The sequence below is a fragment of the Bradyrhizobium sp. IC4059 genome, from assembly GCF_020193615.1.
GTDB lineage: Bacteria > Pseudomonadota > Alphaproteobacteria > Rhizobiales > Xanthobacteraceae > Bradyrhizobium > Bradyrhizobium yuanmingense.
Map to the genome: position 1 here is coordinate 620,105 of NZ_JADYVH010000003.1, position 13,487 is coordinate 633,591.

General features: G+C 62.9%; 17 protein-coding genes and 1 pseudogene. 8 read left to right on the plus strand and 10 right to left on the minus strand.

Annotated elements, in window-relative coordinates:
• The first annotated feature begins 66 nt into the window (after window positions 1–66).
• Entirely contained in the window at window positions 67–1,323 is a 1,257-nt protein-coding gene (locus tag I6F12_RS13150; RefSeq protein WP_225156506.1) for an allantoate amidohydrolase, read from the plus strand.
• Between the two features lie 107 nt (window positions 1,324–1,430).
• Window positions 1,431–2,804, plus strand: coding sequence for a hypothetical protein (locus I6F12_RS13155; RefSeq protein ID WP_225156507.1), 1,374 nt, complete (start codon window positions 1,431–1,433; stop codon window positions 2,802–2,804).
• An 11-nt stretch (window positions 2,805–2,815) separates the two neighbouring features.
• On the opposite strand, the pseudogene I6F12_RS37485 reads toward I6F12_RS13155, so the two are convergent.
• From I6F12_RS37485 to I6F12_RS13165, 3 genes and pseudogenes are all read right to left on the minus strand, one after another.
• Window positions 2,816–2,952 (minus strand): annotated as a pseudogene (locus I6F12_RS37485) (C4-dicarboxylate transporter DctA); the annotation flags it as partial.
• Between the two features lie 38 nt (window positions 2,953–2,990).
• Window positions 2,991–4,004 carry a formamidase gene (locus tag I6F12_RS13160; RefSeq protein WP_225156508.1) on the minus strand — a complete coding sequence of 338 codons (1,014 nt, stop codon included), beginning with the start codon at window positions 4,002–4,004 and terminating at the stop codon, window positions 2,991–2,993.
• 135 nt (window positions 4,005–4,139) lie between these two features.
• Window positions 4,140–4,361: a hypothetical protein gene (locus I6F12_RS13165; RefSeq protein ID WP_225152364.1), complete on the minus strand. Its 222-nt coding sequence runs from the start codon at window positions 4,359–4,361 to the stop codon at window positions 4,140–4,142.
• 350 nt (window positions 4,362–4,711) lie between these two features.
• On the opposite strand from I6F12_RS13165, the gene I6F12_RS13170 reads away from it, so the two are divergent.
• Entirely contained in the window at window positions 4,712–4,888 is a 177-nt protein-coding gene (locus tag I6F12_RS13170) for a hypothetical protein (protein ID WP_192893126.1), read from the plus strand.
• 19 nt (window positions 4,889–4,907) lie between these two features.
• Here I6F12_RS13170 and I6F12_RS13175 read toward each other — a convergent pair whose 3' ends face one another.
• The 3 genes from I6F12_RS13175 to I6F12_RS13185 all read right to left on the minus strand — a co-directional run bounded on the left by I6F12_RS13175 (window position 4,908) and on the right by I6F12_RS13185 (window position 7,588).
• A complete protein-coding gene (locus tag I6F12_RS13175) occupies window positions 4,908–6,287 on the minus strand; it encodes a VWA domain-containing protein (protein ID WP_225156509.1) in 1,380 nt (459 codons plus the stop codon).
• 5 nt (window positions 6,288–6,292) lie between these two features.
• Window positions 6,293–7,240: a MoxR family ATPase gene (locus tag I6F12_RS13180; protein ID WP_036007771.1), complete on the minus strand. Its 948-nt coding sequence runs from the start codon at window positions 7,238–7,240 to the stop codon at window positions 6,293–6,295.
• Between the two features lie 147 nt (window positions 7,241–7,387).
• Window positions 7,388–7,588, minus strand: coding sequence for a hypothetical protein (locus tag I6F12_RS13185; protein WP_036007702.1), 201 nt, complete (start codon window positions 7,586–7,588; stop codon window positions 7,388–7,390).
• A 223-nt stretch (window positions 7,589–7,811) separates the two neighbouring features.
• Between I6F12_RS13185 and I6F12_RS13190 the strand changes: the two genes are divergently transcribed.
• Entirely contained in the window at window positions 7,812–8,786 is a 975-nt protein-coding gene (locus I6F12_RS13190; protein WP_225156510.1) for a quinone oxidoreductase, read from the plus strand.
• Window positions 8,787–8,945: 159 nt separating this feature from the next.
• On the opposite strand, the gene I6F12_RS13195 is transcribed toward I6F12_RS13190, so the two are convergent.
• Both I6F12_RS13195 and I6F12_RS13200 read right to left on the minus strand, forming a co-directional pair.
• A complete protein-coding gene (locus I6F12_RS13195) occupies window positions 8,946–9,221 on the minus strand; it encodes a hypothetical protein (RefSeq protein WP_036045322.1) in 276 nt (91 codons plus the stop codon).
• Between the two features lie 100 nt (window positions 9,222–9,321).
• Window positions 9,322–9,930, minus strand: a complete 609-nt coding sequence (locus I6F12_RS13200) for a S24 family peptidase (protein WP_036045323.1) — start codon at window positions 9,928–9,930, stop codon at window positions 9,322–9,324.
• A gap of 155 nt (window positions 9,931–10,085) precedes the next feature.
• Here I6F12_RS13200 and I6F12_RS13205 point away from each other — a divergent pair, with 155 nt between their 5' ends.
• Together I6F12_RS13205 and I6F12_RS13210 are read left to right on the plus strand one after the other, a co-directional pair.
• Window positions 10,086–10,622, plus strand: coding sequence for a GcrA family cell cycle regulator (locus tag I6F12_RS13205; RefSeq protein ID WP_157283862.1), 537 nt, complete (start codon window positions 10,086–10,088; stop codon window positions 10,620–10,622).
• Window positions 10,623–10,667: 45 nt separating this feature from the next.
• Window positions 10,668–11,243 carry a hypothetical protein gene (locus I6F12_RS13210; RefSeq protein WP_225156511.1) on the plus strand — a complete coding sequence of 192 codons (576 nt, stop codon included), beginning with the start codon at window positions 10,668–10,670 and terminating at the stop codon, window positions 11,241–11,243.
• Window positions 11,244–11,288: 45 nt separating this feature from the next.
• Here the strand turns inward: I6F12_RS13210 and I6F12_RS13215 are convergent, their stop codons facing one another.
• Entirely contained in the window at window positions 11,289–11,645 is a 357-nt protein-coding gene (locus I6F12_RS13215; protein ID WP_036007687.1) for a hypothetical protein, read from the minus strand.
• Window positions 11,646–12,215: 570 nt separating this feature from the next.
• Here I6F12_RS13215 and I6F12_RS13220 point away from each other — a divergent pair.
• A complete protein-coding gene (locus tag I6F12_RS13220; protein ID WP_036007684.1) occupies window positions 12,216–12,401 on the plus strand; it encodes a hypothetical protein in 186 nt (61 codons plus the stop codon).
• A 133-nt stretch (window positions 12,402–12,534) separates the two neighbouring features.
• The gene (locus I6F12_RS13225) at window positions 12,535–12,876 is read left to right on the plus strand and encodes a phasin (protein WP_036007681.1); all 342 of its coding nucleotides are present in this window, start codon (window positions 12,535–12,537) and stop codon (window positions 12,874–12,876) included.
• Between the two features lie 287 nt (window positions 12,877–13,163).
• Here the strand turns inward: I6F12_RS13225 and I6F12_RS13230 are convergent, their stop codons facing one another.
• The gene (locus tag I6F12_RS13230) at window positions 13,164–13,481 is read right to left on the minus strand and encodes a cytochrome c (protein ID WP_036007678.1); all 318 of its coding nucleotides are present in this window, start codon (window positions 13,479–13,481) and stop codon (window positions 13,164–13,166) included.
• Between the last annotated feature and the right edge of the window lie 6 nt (window positions 13,482–13,487).

Below are 13,487 nucleotides of genomic sequence, written 5' to 3' on the forward strand. Positions count from 1 at the left end.
TGGCACCGAACTTGTATCGATTGTCGTCAGGACCGCCGTGTCCTCAAAGATGGAAAGCTCGCCGAGATGGGCGCTGGTACCGTTCACGATGCATCGCTCGGCAATGAGATCGTTCGCCGGATCAACGAGCTCGGCGCGATCTCGGAAGAGCCCGAAAAACTCACCCGCATCTTCCTCAGCAAGGAGCTACGCAAGGCCGCGGACCTCATCATGGGGTGGATGCGCGAGGCCGGCATGAGCGCCCATCTCGATGCCATCGGCAATGTCTGCGGACGGTACGAAGGCGACCGGCCGGGCATGCCCTGCCTGATGCTCGGCTCGCATTACGACACCGTGCGCGATGCCGGCAAATGGGATGGACCGCTGGGTGTGATCACGGCGATCTCTTGCGTCGCCGATCTCAACCGCCGCGGCAAGCGCCTGCCATTTGCGATCGAGGTGATCGGCTTTGCCGACGAGGAGGGGGTGCGGTTCGCTTCGACCTTGCTCGGCAGCCGTGCGGTGGCCGGCACCTTCGATGAGAGTATCCTGGACACGCGCGACCGCGACGGCGTGTCGATGCGCGAGGCGCTCGTGCAGTTCGGCCTCGCTCCCGACCATATCGGTGCGGCCGCGCGCGCGCGGCGCGAGCTGCTTGCCTATCTCGAATTGCACATCGAGCAGGGGCCGGTGCTGGAAGCGCAGAACCTGCCGGTGGGCGTCGTCACCGCCATTACCGGGGCCACGCGCCTTGCGGCCCGGCTCACCGGTATGGCCGGTCACGCCGGCACCGTGCCGATGGCGCTGCGCCGAGATGCGCTCGCCGGCGCGGCCGAATGCATCAATGCGATCGAGCAATTTTGCCGCACCGACGAGGGCGGCCTCGTCGGCACCGTGGGCTACATCCAGGCGAGGCCCGGCGCGACCAACGTCATTCCGGGTGAGGTATCCTTCACCATCGACATGCGCGCACCGACCGACATGCATCGCAAGCGCGCGGTGGCCGATGTCGTCCGCCAGATCGAGGCGATCGCCAAGCGGCGACAGCTGGCGCTTCAGCTCGACGTTACCCACGAGAACCGCACCGCGCCCTGCGCGCCCTGGCTCAAGCAGCAGATCGCGCAAGCGATCGAAGCCGAAGGCTTCTCCGTGTTCGAGCTGCCGAGCGGGGCAGGGCACGACGGCATGGCGATGATCGACATTGCCGATGTCGGCATGATCTTCGTCCGCTGCCGCGGCGGCATCAGCCATCACCCGGACGAGCATGTCGCGCTTGCCGATGCCGATGCCGGAGCGCGTGTGCTGCTGCGGGTGATCGAGAATTTCGGGCCGCGTAAGGCCTAGGCGAGCGTCACGAACCCGCAAGTCACCGGGTAGAGATACGAATCAGTCATGTTTAAGATGGTGGCCATCATCACGAGGGTCACGAGACAATCAGCCGATTGACGGACATGAACAGCGACATCTCTTTTCCATCACATCGTGAAAACCGGTTCTATCAGGGGATGGCTGCGACCTTCGTCGCCAACGCCCTTCAGGCGGTCAATTTCCTCGGTGATCGATTCCTGAGACAATCGCATCATTCGTTGTCGGCGATCGAGGACCTCTATCGGCACTCGATGGACAGCGCCTTTTCGGTGACCGAGGCCTTCCTCGTCACCGGCGCACCGCACGCCTCCGCCTATTACCCCCGCGACTTCGCCTGGTTCTATCCCGACGTTCTCGATCCTGAAACCATCATGAATGCGCAGGACGCGATGCGGCGGGTCCGTCTGCTCGAGAAGAGCGTGCGCCTGCTGCTGGAGGCCGTCCGCGCCAACGTGGTCACCACGACCATCGTACCGGCCGGGCGCGGCCGGTATCTCGGCGTGAACTATTTTTCGCGACCCTCGGATACGCTGCTCGGCATTCTTGCCGGTCTGCAGCAGATGATCTCTGCCGAGGAGAGGGCGTCGTCCTACCTTGCGATGTCGCAATGCGCGCATGCCGGCCGCTTGTTGCTGGCCGAATATGGCGGAGACCTGAAGCGCGCGATCCTGAAGCTTGCGAGCGAGCTGGAGTCCTTCGACACTGACGGCACCAGATATTTGCTGTGCGACGCCAGCGGGCCGCGCTCTGCGGCGACGGATACCCGCGCCGAGCGCCGGCGTTTCGTCACCAATGCCTGCGTCTACACGACCTTCGTGTGGGGCGTGCAGCTCGGGATCGTCGGCGAGAACGAGCTGAAGCGGCTGCTCGGGCGCGACCTCGCGCAGTACAAGAGGGATCTGCTCCGCCTCTTCGGCAAGAACGGCTACATCAGGCATTCCCTGGACGGCCCGGCGAGCTCACCGGCATCGTCGATCGCATTGGATTTCGTCAGCGTGCATCGCGGCTTCTGGGATATGAGCGAGGCGAGCGAGCGCGCGCTGTTCGCGGCCACGACGGATCTGATCATCGCCGAGCCACGGTTTCGCATTCCGAGCACGTTCCACTTCCTGGTTTCGGCGGACAACCCGCGGACCAAGATGATCCACAAGATTGCAGCTCCCGCCTATCAGGGGCGTTCCTCCTGGCCGACGTTCAACGTCGAATTTGCCGACCGCATGCTGGATTACGATGAGTTCTCGGGTGGCGATACCTATCGGACCTGCGCGCAAGGAATCCTGAAGGACATTCGCGCCGCGACCGAACTCCACGGCGGCTATCAGGAGCTGATTTCGGAGCAAGGTCTGAAGTATCGCACCTGGGCCTATAAGGGTGCCGTGGCCCACTCGTGGTTTCCGCGCTTTCTGTCGGTCTGGAGGAGGGCCTACGGCACGCCACTCCTCCAGTGGAACGATTGATCGCCGAACCTCTATCCCGCCGTCACGTCGACCACCTCGCCGCCCTCCAGCACCTTGGCCGCCTTGGCCGGTCGAGATCGCCTTCCCGGGCCGCGACCACGACGGTTGCGACGCAATTGCCGACGAGGTTGCCGAGCGCGCGGGCCACGGTGCCAGATTGTCGCGGTTCCACCCGAGAAAGCCGGGTTATTCCGCCGCCTTCGCCGTCTTGCCGAACATCCGCGTCGGGGCCGGGAAGCCGCACGAGGTGCCGTCGGTGACCTTGACCTGGTTTTCCCACGGCAGTCGGAAGGTGCCGGCGACCATGTCCTGCATGAAGGTGTAGGGGCAGTCCATCGCCCCGCCCTTCACCGCGACATAGCCGCGGTGCCAGAGCTGGTAGATGTTGTTTTCGACGCCCCAGTTGATGCGGGCTTCGCGCACGAGATCCGGCCGGACCTCTGCGGTGATGATCTCGTCGGCACGGCCGGTCGTACCATGCGCCAGGACCGTGCCGTCGAAATTGACGATCATGCCTTCGCCCATGGAATCGAACGAGCCGTCCGAGCCGCACATGCAGACATTTGCGGTGATCATCAGATTCTGAAACGAATTGGCCTGGTTGGTGAAGCGCCAGGCTTCGCGGATCGGCGCGGTGTAGCCGGCGGTGCGGATCATGATCTCCGCGCCTTTGTAGGCGCATTCCCGTGCCATCTCCGGGAACATGCCGTCATGGCAGATGATCAGCGCGATCTTCGCGCCCTTCGGTCCCTCGATCACGGGAATGCCGATGTCGCCGGGCTCCCACGGCTCGACCGGAATCCAGGGATGAAGTTTGCGATAGTAGAGCTTGATCTCGCCGTGATCGTCGATGATCAGGCCCGAGTTGTAGGGATTGCCATGCGGGTTGAACTCCATGATGGAGAAGCAGCCCCAGATCTTGTTATCGACACAGGCCTGCTTGAAGGCCGCAACCTCCGGTCCGTTAAGCCGACACATGATCTCCGGATTGGTGTCCATCGACAGGCCGTGCAGCGAGTATTCGGGGAAGACCACCAGATCCATGGTGGAGAGATTGCGGCGGGCCTTGCCGACCATCCAGACGATGCGCTCGGTCTGCCTGGCGAGATCGGCCGCGCTCACCACGCTAGGCAGCTGCAGCTGCACAAGTCCGATAACCACACCGTTGGGGGATTTGTTCAGCCCGCCAAGCCCGTTCATGATCAGCTCCCTTGCCTGTCTGGCGCAGCGTCGTTGCGAGCCAGATCTTGTCGCAAGAAGCAAATCCGATTTCGATGAAGAGCTAAAGGTTATTTTTCAGGCGATGGCGCAGTTACGCGGCAGCAGGCGATCTCGTCACGCCACGAGATCGAGCAGCCGGCATGAGCCGCGCACCAGCACCTTGCGTCCTGTGGATGTTATCGCAGGCACGCCGTCATTCATGACAACGAGGCCGAGCTTGGCGAGGCTTTCGACGAGATAGGCCTTCGCGAGGCGACCGTTCGACACCGGGTTGCGAAGCGCCTTTAGCGCTTCCCACTGGTCGGTCGATAGATCAACGTCGAAATCGTTGCTCATGGTGCCTCAGCCGATCGTCCGGTTCGCGTGCCCCTGTTAGCGGCGCCGCATGAAGACCATGCGACGACAATGAGTCGGGAATTCGGTCAGCTGTTTAGAACATCTCTTCACAAATTGCGGCACTTCGTTGCGCCACAAGAGTTAACGTCGTTGTGCACGACCACCGTCACGATCTCCGATCACTGATTGATGATCCGCACTTGATGTTGCGATGCGAGCTGCCGCAGTGCACGGCAAGCATCACTGTCCTATTTGGCGTCGCGATATGCACAGAAATGATGAGGCGGGAGATTGAGGACTCTGTTACCTTGGCCTGCGGGGAATGGCTTCACACGGCCGGAGTGGAGTGCATGAACAGGCTGGTGGAAATTCGCAGTCAGGAATTCCTTTGCCGAGAGCGCGCGGCGCTCGATTCGAAGCGCCGGCCGTTCTGGCTGGCGCAGGCAGAAGAATGGGAGCAGCGCGCGCTCGACGAAATCGCGCGTCACTTTCGGGAATGCAATCAGGCCGAGCTGAACGCCGCCTGACGGAGGCGGCTGTTATTGCTTATTGATAAGTCGCCACAATATCGGAAACAGCGCGTTCGAGCTGTTGCGCGGTGGCGCATTGGCGCACGACGCTGCAAAAGGTTGCGTAGCGCGGCATCTCGGAATCGCCAAAGCCCCAGGCGAGCCGCCCCTCGGGATTGAGCCAGACCAACCGCTTCGAACGCTCGGAGATCCGGCGCAAAATGTCGGCGCGTGGGTCGAGATTGTTGCTGCGGGCATCGCCGAGCACGATCACCGTGGTCTGCGGCGTCAGCGCGCTCATGAACTCCTTCTCGAAATCGACCAACGAGGCGCCGTAATCCGACGAGCCGAAGCCGACCTTGGACATGATCTCGGACATCGCCTCCTCCGGCGACTTCGTCTCCAGGATCTCGCTGACTTCGATCAGGTGCGAAGAGAAGGCGAAGGAGCGGACGTCGTCGACCACCTCGTGCAGCGAGTGGATCAGCAGCAGGAAGAAGTCGGAGACTTGCGCAACGGAGCCCGAGACGTCGCACAGCGCGACGATCTTCGGCCGGTCGCGATGCTTGCGCTTCCATGCCGTGAGGAAGGGCACGCCGCCCCAGGCCGCGTTGCGGCGGAGCGTTCGGCGAACGTCGAGATGGCCGCGGCGCTGGCGCTTGCGCGGCTTGGAATAGCGCTCGCGCAGCCGGCGAGCGATCTGGCGGATGAGGGCACGCATCTCGGCGACCTGGCGCCGCTCGATGCGGGCAAGCGGCGCGTTGCGCAGGATCTCGTTGCGGAGGTTTTCGGCCTCCTCGCGGGCATAGAGTGCGAGCCCTTGCGAGACCGTATCGCGCACGGCTTCGCGCAAGGCATCGAGCGCGGCGCGCAGGCGCTCGGCCAGCGACGGGTTGGTCGCGGTCAGTTGGTCGAGATCGTCGCGCAGGCGCTGGAGGCCCATGGCGTCGAGGATGCGGCTGGAGAATATGCCGCGCTGGGTGGAGTAGCGGATGTCGGACAGGGAGGCCGCGCCGGAGGCGCTGGCAATCGCGGCAGCGATCGCGTTGCGATCCTGCGACAATAGCATCTGCGCCAAGGGACCCAGGCCCTGGGAAGGCTGACCTTCGCCCGCCTCGCTCGCCGAGCCGGCGGAGGGCGGCTGATCCTCGCCTTGCGCAGCATCGTCTTCGCCGGCAGCCTCAGGCTGCTCCTGTCGCGGCTCCGGCTGGCTGAAGAACAGATCAAAGCAGTCGCCGAGCGCGAGCTTCTCGTCCTGCGACTTGGCGAGCGTCAGCAGCAGCGCATCGCGTAGCACGGCGCGGTCGGAGAGGCCGACCTGCGCGACGGCGCGCATCGCATCGATGCTTTCGGCCGGCGAGACGTGAACGCCAGCCCCGCGTGCCGCCCGAAAGAAGCGATGGAGATTTTCGCGCATCGGCGTCAACCGAAGACGTTGGACCGGGCCGCCTTGGCAATGAAGGTCGTCACCTGCGGCGTCGCGGCCTCGATGTCGGCTTCGTATTTCAGGAGCACGTTGAGCGTGTCCTTGACGATCTCAGTATCGAGTTCGGAAGCCTGGAGCAGCACCAGCACACGCGCCCAGTCGATGGTCTCGCTGACCGAGGGCAGCTTCTTCAGGTCGAGCGAGCGGATCTCGTGGATGAAGCCGACCATCTGCCGCCGCAGCGTCTGCGAGATGCCGGGCACGCGGCTTTCGACGATGCGCTCCTCGAGCCGCTGCTCGGGAAAGCCGATATGCAGATGCAGGCAGCGTCGCTTCAGGGCATCGCCGAGGTCGCGCTCGCTGTTGGAGGTGAGGATCACCGTCGGCGGCGTGATCGCCGAAACGGTTCCGAGCTCGGGGATCGTGACCTGGAAGTCGGACAGGATTTCCAGCAGCAGCGATTCGAATTCGGCGTCCGACTTGTCGATCTCGTCGATCAGGAGCACGCAGCCGCCCGGCTGCTCAAGCGCCTGGAGCAGCGGCCGCGGCTCGACGAATTCCTTGGAGAAGAACACGTCGCCGAAATCGTGGAGCTGGTCGAGCGCGGCATGCAGCGTCTGCGCGCCGCCGAGAACCTCGCCGAGCTTGTCCTTGAGGATCTGCGTGTAGAGAAGCTGCTTGGCGTATTTCCACTCGTAGAGCGCCTTGGCCTCGTCGAGGCCCTCATAGCATTGCAGGCGGATCATCTTCATGCCGCGCCAAGCCGCGATCGCCTTGGCGAGCTCGGTCTTGCCGACGCCCGCGGGGCCCTCGACCAGGATCGGCTTCTCGATCTGCTGCGACAAATAGACGGCAGTCGCGATCTGCCGGCTCGCGATGTAGCCCTGCGCGGCGAGGCCGCTCTCCACTGCCTCGATCGAGGTCGAGGCCTTCTGATCAGCCACGAAAGGGCGCTCCCAAAGGTCTTGCGTGAAGCTTGTTCTGCCTGCGTTCCAGGCAAAGGACAAGCCACGTTTGGGAGACATCTGACCCGCGTGAACGGCGTTTTTTCCGCTAAGCGCAAATAGTTAAGCGCTTCGCTGTTGGCGCGATCAGTGCCGCAGCAGCTCCGGCTTGCGGATCGTCTGCCTGAGCTCGGCGCCGCAATCGGCGCATTCATAGACGAAGTCGATCTTGGCTAGGCTCCAATGCGGCTCGACCTCGCGCACATACATCGGCAGGAACCCCATACAGGTAGGGCAATTCACTGGCGCGATTTCGACGTCCTGATGATGCTGAACGTAAGCTGGCATCTCGGCTCTCCTTCGCAGGCGACCATCAAACCCCGCGCAACGCTACTGCGGGTCGCCGCGGGGCCCTCATCAACTCTTTCGAACGGAGGCGGAACGGCGGCTGTTTGTGGTTCGCTGTGACATTCTTGTTACGGCTTCTATACTGTAACGGGCGGACCAAATGCCTATTTCACAGGCCGATCCGGTGTTCGAACTTTCATTTCAACGATAAAGGAGCACGCCCATGACGCATGCCATTCGCTTTCACAAAACCGGCGGTCCGGAAGTCCTGGTCTGGGAGGAGGTCAGCGTCGGCAAACCTGGGCCCGGCGAGGCGCGCATCCGCCACACCGCGGTCGGCCTCAATTTCGTCGACATCTATAACCGTTCCGGCCTCTATCCGGCGCAACTGCCGAGCGGGCTCGGCAGCGAGGCGGCTGGCGTCGTCGAAGAGGTCGGGCCTGGCGTCAGCGATCTGAAGCCGGGCGATCGCGTCGCTTATGGCGCCTCGCCGCTCGGGGCCTATTCGGAGGCGCGGCTGATCCCCGCCGACCGGCTGTTGAAATTGCCCGACGGCGTCGACGACAAGACGGCGGCGGCGATGATGCTCAAGGGGCTCACCACGCAATATCTGATCCGCCAGACCTATCGGGTGAAAGCCGGCGATACCATCCTGCTGCATGCGGCCGCCGGCGGTGTCGGCCTGATCTTGAGCCAGTGGGCCAAGCATCTCGGCGCGACCGTGATCGGCACCGTCAGCAACGACGAGAAGGCGAAGCTCGCCAAGGCGCATGGCTGCGACCATGTCATCATCTATACAAGGGAAGATTTCGTGAAGCGGGTCGACGAGATCACCGGCGGCAAGAAAGTGCCAGTGGTTTACGACTCCGTCGGCAAGGACACGTTCCTGAAATCGCTGGATTGCCTCGCCCCGCTCGGCGTCGCCGCGCTGTTCGGCCAGTCCTCCGGCGCGGTGGAGCCGCTTAATCTTGGCCTGCTCGCCCAGAAGGGCTCGCTCTACGTCACGCGTCCGACGCTGTTTACCTACGCCGCCAAGCGCGAAAATCTGGTGGCGATGGCGAATGAGCTGTTCGACGTCGTCAAGTCCGGCGCGGTCAAGATCGAGGTGCACCAGACCTACCCGCTGAAGGACGCCGCCAAGGCGCATGCCGATCTTGCGGCACGCAAGACCACGGGATCGACCGTTCTCCTGGTGTAATGCCCAACGGGATGGTGGCGCGAGCTCTAAAGCGCGATGCGATTAGGATGAATCGTCATCTCGCTTTAGGCTGTTGATTGATCATGATCGTTTCGGAAAACCGCTGCACACTTTGCGCTAACGCGGCCCTTCAGGTCCGGATCATGCTGTGGGCCTGCGTCACGTCCTCTCGTGCTTGCGCAGGTCGTGGATGTGGTCGAGGCGGATTGCCTGGAGATCGACGTCCTCGGGCTCGATCCGTGGGAGGGCCGCCTCGGCCAGGATGGCCGCGGTGACATCTTCGACCGAGTTCTCCACGATCTCGTGGATGAACGAGACGTTCCGATACTCACCCGAGGCGAGGCGGGAAATGACCTCGCGCCGGGTGATTTCGGGATCGACGACCGCCTCGCGGCCCCGCCGTCCGTAATCGATCATCACGACGAAGTATTGCATGAAACGACCCTGCCGCGCCCCATGGTCGGGACTCGGCAGATTATTTCCGAAAATCGGAACTATGTCAAGTGTGATTTCTATTAATCAGAAGCGGCGGCTCTCATTTGCCCTTCTTGCGCGGCCGCGCCGACTTCGCACGCAGCCGCTCAAGCTGTCCCTTGGGCATGGACAGGCAGATCTCCCCGACCCAGTCAAGCTTGACGCCGACGATCGGCTTGGCATTGAAGCTCGTGAGGTTGACCACTGAGGGAGATTTGCCCCGCTCGATGGTCTTCAGATAGCGCTCGCCGGTCTTGAGGCGGACCACTGCCTCTTCGCCGTAGAAGCTCGACAGCGGGTGGCGCTGGTCCTTGTAGACGACGATCACGTCGCCGCTTTCGTATTTGGGCAGCATCGAATCGCCCACGATCTCGAATGCGATCGTCTCTTCCATGATCGGGAAGGGCAACGCGACGTCGCCGAGACCTTCCGGCGGAACCTGTTCGTAGTCCGGCTCGATCACGGCGCCGGCTCCGACGCGCCCCATGATCGGCGCGAGATTGAGCTCGAGATATTCCATGATCGGAATGATCTCCGAGGCCTTCACCAGGCGCTCGCCGCCGAGAATCTCCGAGACCGCGCCGGGCCGCACGCCCATGGCCGCAGCCAGGCCGCCCTTGCTCTTGCCCGTCTTCTCCAGGCCCCGCTCGATCATTGCTACGTCCAACATGGTGATTCCCTCGATTACGCACCGTCTCGCCTCTTGTAATCCGAAATTCGGAATTGATGCAATTATGAATATCAGAAATACGGCTTGACTCTGTATTCGGAATAACAGAATGTGCGTCTCGCCTCCCGGGTGGAGGCGCATCACAGGACAGCAGCATGGAACCGGGCCATTGGCCGTCGGAGCACTCCGACGCGCTTCGCGACTATTTTCACAAAGGCATGTCTTATGCGGAGATCGGAAGACAGATAAACGCAAGGTTTGGAACGGCTTATACGCGCAGCGCGGTGGTCGGCCGCGCCAAGCGGCTCGGGCTCATCGTGCCGCAATGGATGACGAGCCCGGCGCTCGCGCCGCCCTTGCCGGGTGAACCCAGCCTGCTTTCGCCGCGCCGGGTGGCGTGGCCGAGCCTCAATCTGCCGCCGAAGTCCGCCATGAAGCCTGCGGCGCGGGTGAAGTTGCGCTGTGTCGGCATCCAGCCGCGCCTGATCCAATTGGTCGAGCTCGAGCCGGCCGACTGCCGCTATCCCTATGGCGGCGACAAGGACGGTGAGGAGATCACCTTCTGCGGCCACCCGCGCCAGCCGGGCTCGAGCTATTGCGCGCCGCATGGCCGTCTGACGCGCCGTTCCGAGGCTGCGTCGGCGGCCCGTGCCGCAGGCCCGGTCGTGCTGAAGCTGGTCTCGGCGCTCTGACGGTGCCGCCCTCCGTTCAACTCTCAGTCTTGCAAGGAGATCCGAGTGGCTCGTGCCCGACGCAACAAGTCCTACAAATTGGCGCAGATCTACGACCGGCGGTGGCGGGAGGTGCCGTTCAACGCCGAGATCGCGGAGGTGGAGGTCGACAATCCGCTCGCGCTCGATTCCGGCGAGAAGATCCTGGCGATCCGATCGGTCCGCGGCGATCCGCTTGGCCGGCTGCACGCGCACCATCAGATCGACGAGGCGCAGTACCGCGGCGGCCGCGCCTTCCAGAACGATTGGGAGCGGGCGGAGCGCGGCCCGCAGGCGGTGGATACGACGCGCGAATATGTCGATGGGACGGGCACGCGTGAGCCCGTCACCGAAACCCAGCGCCAGGCGGTGCTGCGGCTCAACAGGATCGAACGAGAGCTCGGCACCGACGGCGCCGCGCTGGTGCACGACGTGCTGGTGCTGGGTCTGACCATGGATCAGGTTGGGCAGCGTCGTGCCGTCCGCACGCAACGCTGGAACGATTACTTCGCGCGGCGTTTTCGCGAATGCCTGGACCGGCTGGCGCTGATCTACGGCTTCGCGACGGAGACGGGAACGGCGCGCGGGGGCCGACGTGGATGATTGCGGAGCGCCGGCGGTCTCGGCCGCCGGCGCTCCGCCCATTGCTTACGGGTGAGGGACGATCTGGTAAGGCGTGGTGTAGGGCTCGACGCGCAGCGAGGCATGGGCCAGCAGCCCGATCTTGGCTGTCGGTGCCTGCTGTAATTCGCCGTTGGGGCCACGATGCACGTTGTATTGCCAGACGGTGAGATCGCCCTTCTGTGCCAGCGCGTGTGCAACGGCGCTCGCATCATTGCCGCCGAGCGCCTGAAGCTCCTGCGCCGACAGTCCGACGACGATTTCGTCCTTGACGGTGACGATCTTGAACAGGTTCATCTTGGTCTCCTGCGCCCATGCGCCTTGTGTCGAGAGGGTGAGAAGCGCAATTGCGGCGCCCTTGATGAGATCGCAGCGAGAAAGCATGCCGTCGTCCTTTTGGTGCTGAGGCGCGCCCAATCGAAGAGTTTTTCAGCCATGGCGCCCGTGTCTGCGTGGCCGTGCCGCAACGGCTTGGTCGCTCGCGCGTGGACGGCGGTTCACGGTGGACCGGCCGCGAGATCGACTTTCACGCGCTTAATGCAACCGCCGGGACGGATTCAACAAATGCGTGTATCTTGCTGAAGAATCGCCAATTCGTGCGCGCTAACGTGCATTTAACATCGGAAACACGACGAAACCCCGTGTTGATTGACAGCAAGAGGGGCTGTGCGCGTGATTGATGACGCTTCTTGACGCAGGTGGGTGACGGCGATCGATATTCCTGTTATCCGGAAAACGCTGTGGCGCGATGCAGACCAAGCATCGCTATACCCACGGTTGGGCTTGCCGGATGGGTTGTTGCTTGGCATAGTTGCAACCAGATGGAGGCCGTCGTTTGGACGCGGTTCAGCCTGCAACCCGGCGGGTCCCTTCGGCCGAACGTTCGTCGCCATAGTTCTGTTGCGGCGTTCGGTTCTCGAGCGGATCACGACCGATGCTTGTCATAGGTGCGAGATGAAAAACCTCAATTTCGCGGCTGAGCTGCATCTCAAGCTCGGTGTGCCTGCAGGCAGCACCGTGGAAAGTCTGCGCCTGCTCCGGGCCTTCCTGAAGCTCGCGCCGCGACAGCGCTTCGAGGTGATCAAGCTGGTCGAAGATCTCGCCACCGACGAAGCTCTTCCCGAGCACCCCTTATCCTAGAGCCCGGCCGCGCGCCCATCCTGCCCATTTTCCTGCCAGAGCAGGCTCCCCGGCATCGTTCGCCGGAGCGCTGGCGGCTGGATGGCGGTCAGGCAAATGTGGTATTCAGACGGAAAAAGGGAGGAGTGAGACCATGATCGAACCGAAAATCGAAGTTCCGGCCGAACTGCGTGATTTGGCCGAGAAGACCATCGACCAGGCCGAAAAGGCCTTCGGCATGTTCTTTGAAGCGGCGACCAAATCGATGTCGTCCGTTCCGGGGGCGGGGACAGAGGTGTCGAAGCAGGCGTTGGCTTTCACGGAGCAGAACATGAAGTCGGCCTTCGAGCATGCGCGCAAGCTGGTGCATGCCACCGACCTCCAGGAGGCGATGCGAATCCAATCCGATTTCCTCCGCAGTCAGTTCACCAGCGCCGGAGATCACATGCGTCAGATGACCGGCAGTCTCATGCAACCCGGCAAGGGCAAGTCCTGATTTTCGGTCTGTGTACAGCGTGCCCACAAATTGATCTTGTATGACGTGAAGATCCGCGCTTCGATACCGGTGCAGGTCCATGATGGGCCACCGAATGATCTTATTCGCCGTCTGTCATCCTTTCTGCTGATCCCTGCCGGTCCACCGGCAGGGATTTGCATTTGCAGCCTTCGTGCAGCCCGGCGTGACCATCCGGGATGAAGCTCAGACTATTGCTGAAGTATGACCTTCGGAAAAGCGCGCCGCTTGGTTTGCGCGAGCGCGGCCTTCGGCGGCCGATCAGGCATCTAACGCAGCGATGCGATGTAGGCCGCGATATCGCCGGCTTCGGTTCGGCTCAGGGGAAAATTCGGCATCTTCGGGTGCGGATCGAGCAGGAAGAATGCGAGCCTTTCCGCACTGAAATCCGGCCTGCGCGCGACTGACGCAAAGGAAGGGACGTCGGCGCTCGCCTGAGCCTGTCCGTTCGCCACGACATGGCAGCTCGCGCACCAGCGCCTGGCGAGTTCGGCGCCGTGACCGGCATCAGCACCGAGAGCGGACGACGAGCCGAAGCCAGAGACGAGGCCAAGCAGCAGGAAAATCCGTCTCACATGTCGGAGCATAGGGCA

Excerpts from the sequence above, each read along its gene's own strand:
- I6F12_RS13150 (WP_225156506.1), top strand. The coding sequence starts at position 67 with ATGGGCGCTGGTACCGTTCACGATGCATCGCTCGGCAATGAGATCGTT.
- I6F12_RS13155 (WP_225156507.1), top strand. The coding sequence starts at position 1,431 with ATGAACAGCGACATCTCTTTTCCATCACATCGTGAAAACCGGTTCTAT.
- I6F12_RS13160 (WP_225156508.1), bottom strand. The coding sequence starts at position 4,004 with ATGAACGGGCTTGGCGGGCTGAACAAATCCCCCAACGGTGTGGTTATC.
- I6F12_RS13165 (WP_225152364.1), bottom strand. The coding sequence starts at position 4,361 with ATGAGCAACGATTTCGACGTTGATCTATCGACCGACCAGTGGGAAGCG.
- I6F12_RS13170 (WP_192893126.1), top strand. The coding sequence starts at position 4,712 with ATGAACAGGCTGGTGGAAATTCGCAGTCAGGAATTCCTTTGCCGAGAG.
- I6F12_RS13175 (WP_225156509.1), bottom strand. The coding sequence starts at position 6,287 with ATGCGCGAAAATCTCCATCGCTTCTTTCGGGCGGCACGCGGGGCTGGC.
- I6F12_RS13185 (WP_036007702.1), bottom strand. The coding sequence starts at position 7,588 with ATGCCAGCTTACGTTCAGCATCATCAGGACGTCGAAATCGCGCCAGTG.
- I6F12_RS13190 (WP_225156510.1), top strand. The coding sequence starts at position 7,812 with ATGACGCATGCCATTCGCTTTCACAAAACCGGCGGTCCGGAAGTCCTG.
- I6F12_RS13195 (WP_036045322.1), bottom strand. The coding sequence starts at position 9,221 with ATGCAATACTTCGTCGTGATGATCGATTACGGACGGCGGGGCCGCGAG.
- I6F12_RS13200 (WP_036045323.1), bottom strand. The coding sequence starts at position 9,930 with ATGTTGGACGTAGCAATGATCGAGCGGGGCCTGGAGAAGACGGGCAAG.
- I6F12_RS13205 (WP_157283862.1), top strand. The coding sequence starts at position 10,086 with ATGGAACCGGGCCATTGGCCGTCGGAGCACTCCGACGCGCTTCGCGAC.
- I6F12_RS13215 (WP_036007687.1), bottom strand. The coding sequence starts at position 11,645 with ATGCTTTCTCGCTGCGATCTCATCAAGGGCGCCGCAATTGCGCTTCTC.
- I6F12_RS13220 (WP_036007684.1), top strand. The coding sequence starts at position 12,216 with ATGAAAAACCTCAATTTCGCGGCTGAGCTGCATCTCAAGCTCGGTGTG.
- I6F12_RS13225 (WP_036007681.1), top strand. The coding sequence starts at position 12,535 with ATGATCGAACCGAAAATCGAAGTTCCGGCCGAACTGCGTGATTTGGCC.
- I6F12_RS13230 (WP_036007678.1), bottom strand. The coding sequence starts at position 13,481 with ATGCTCCGACATGTGAGACGGATTTTCCTGCTGCTTGGCCTCGTCTCT.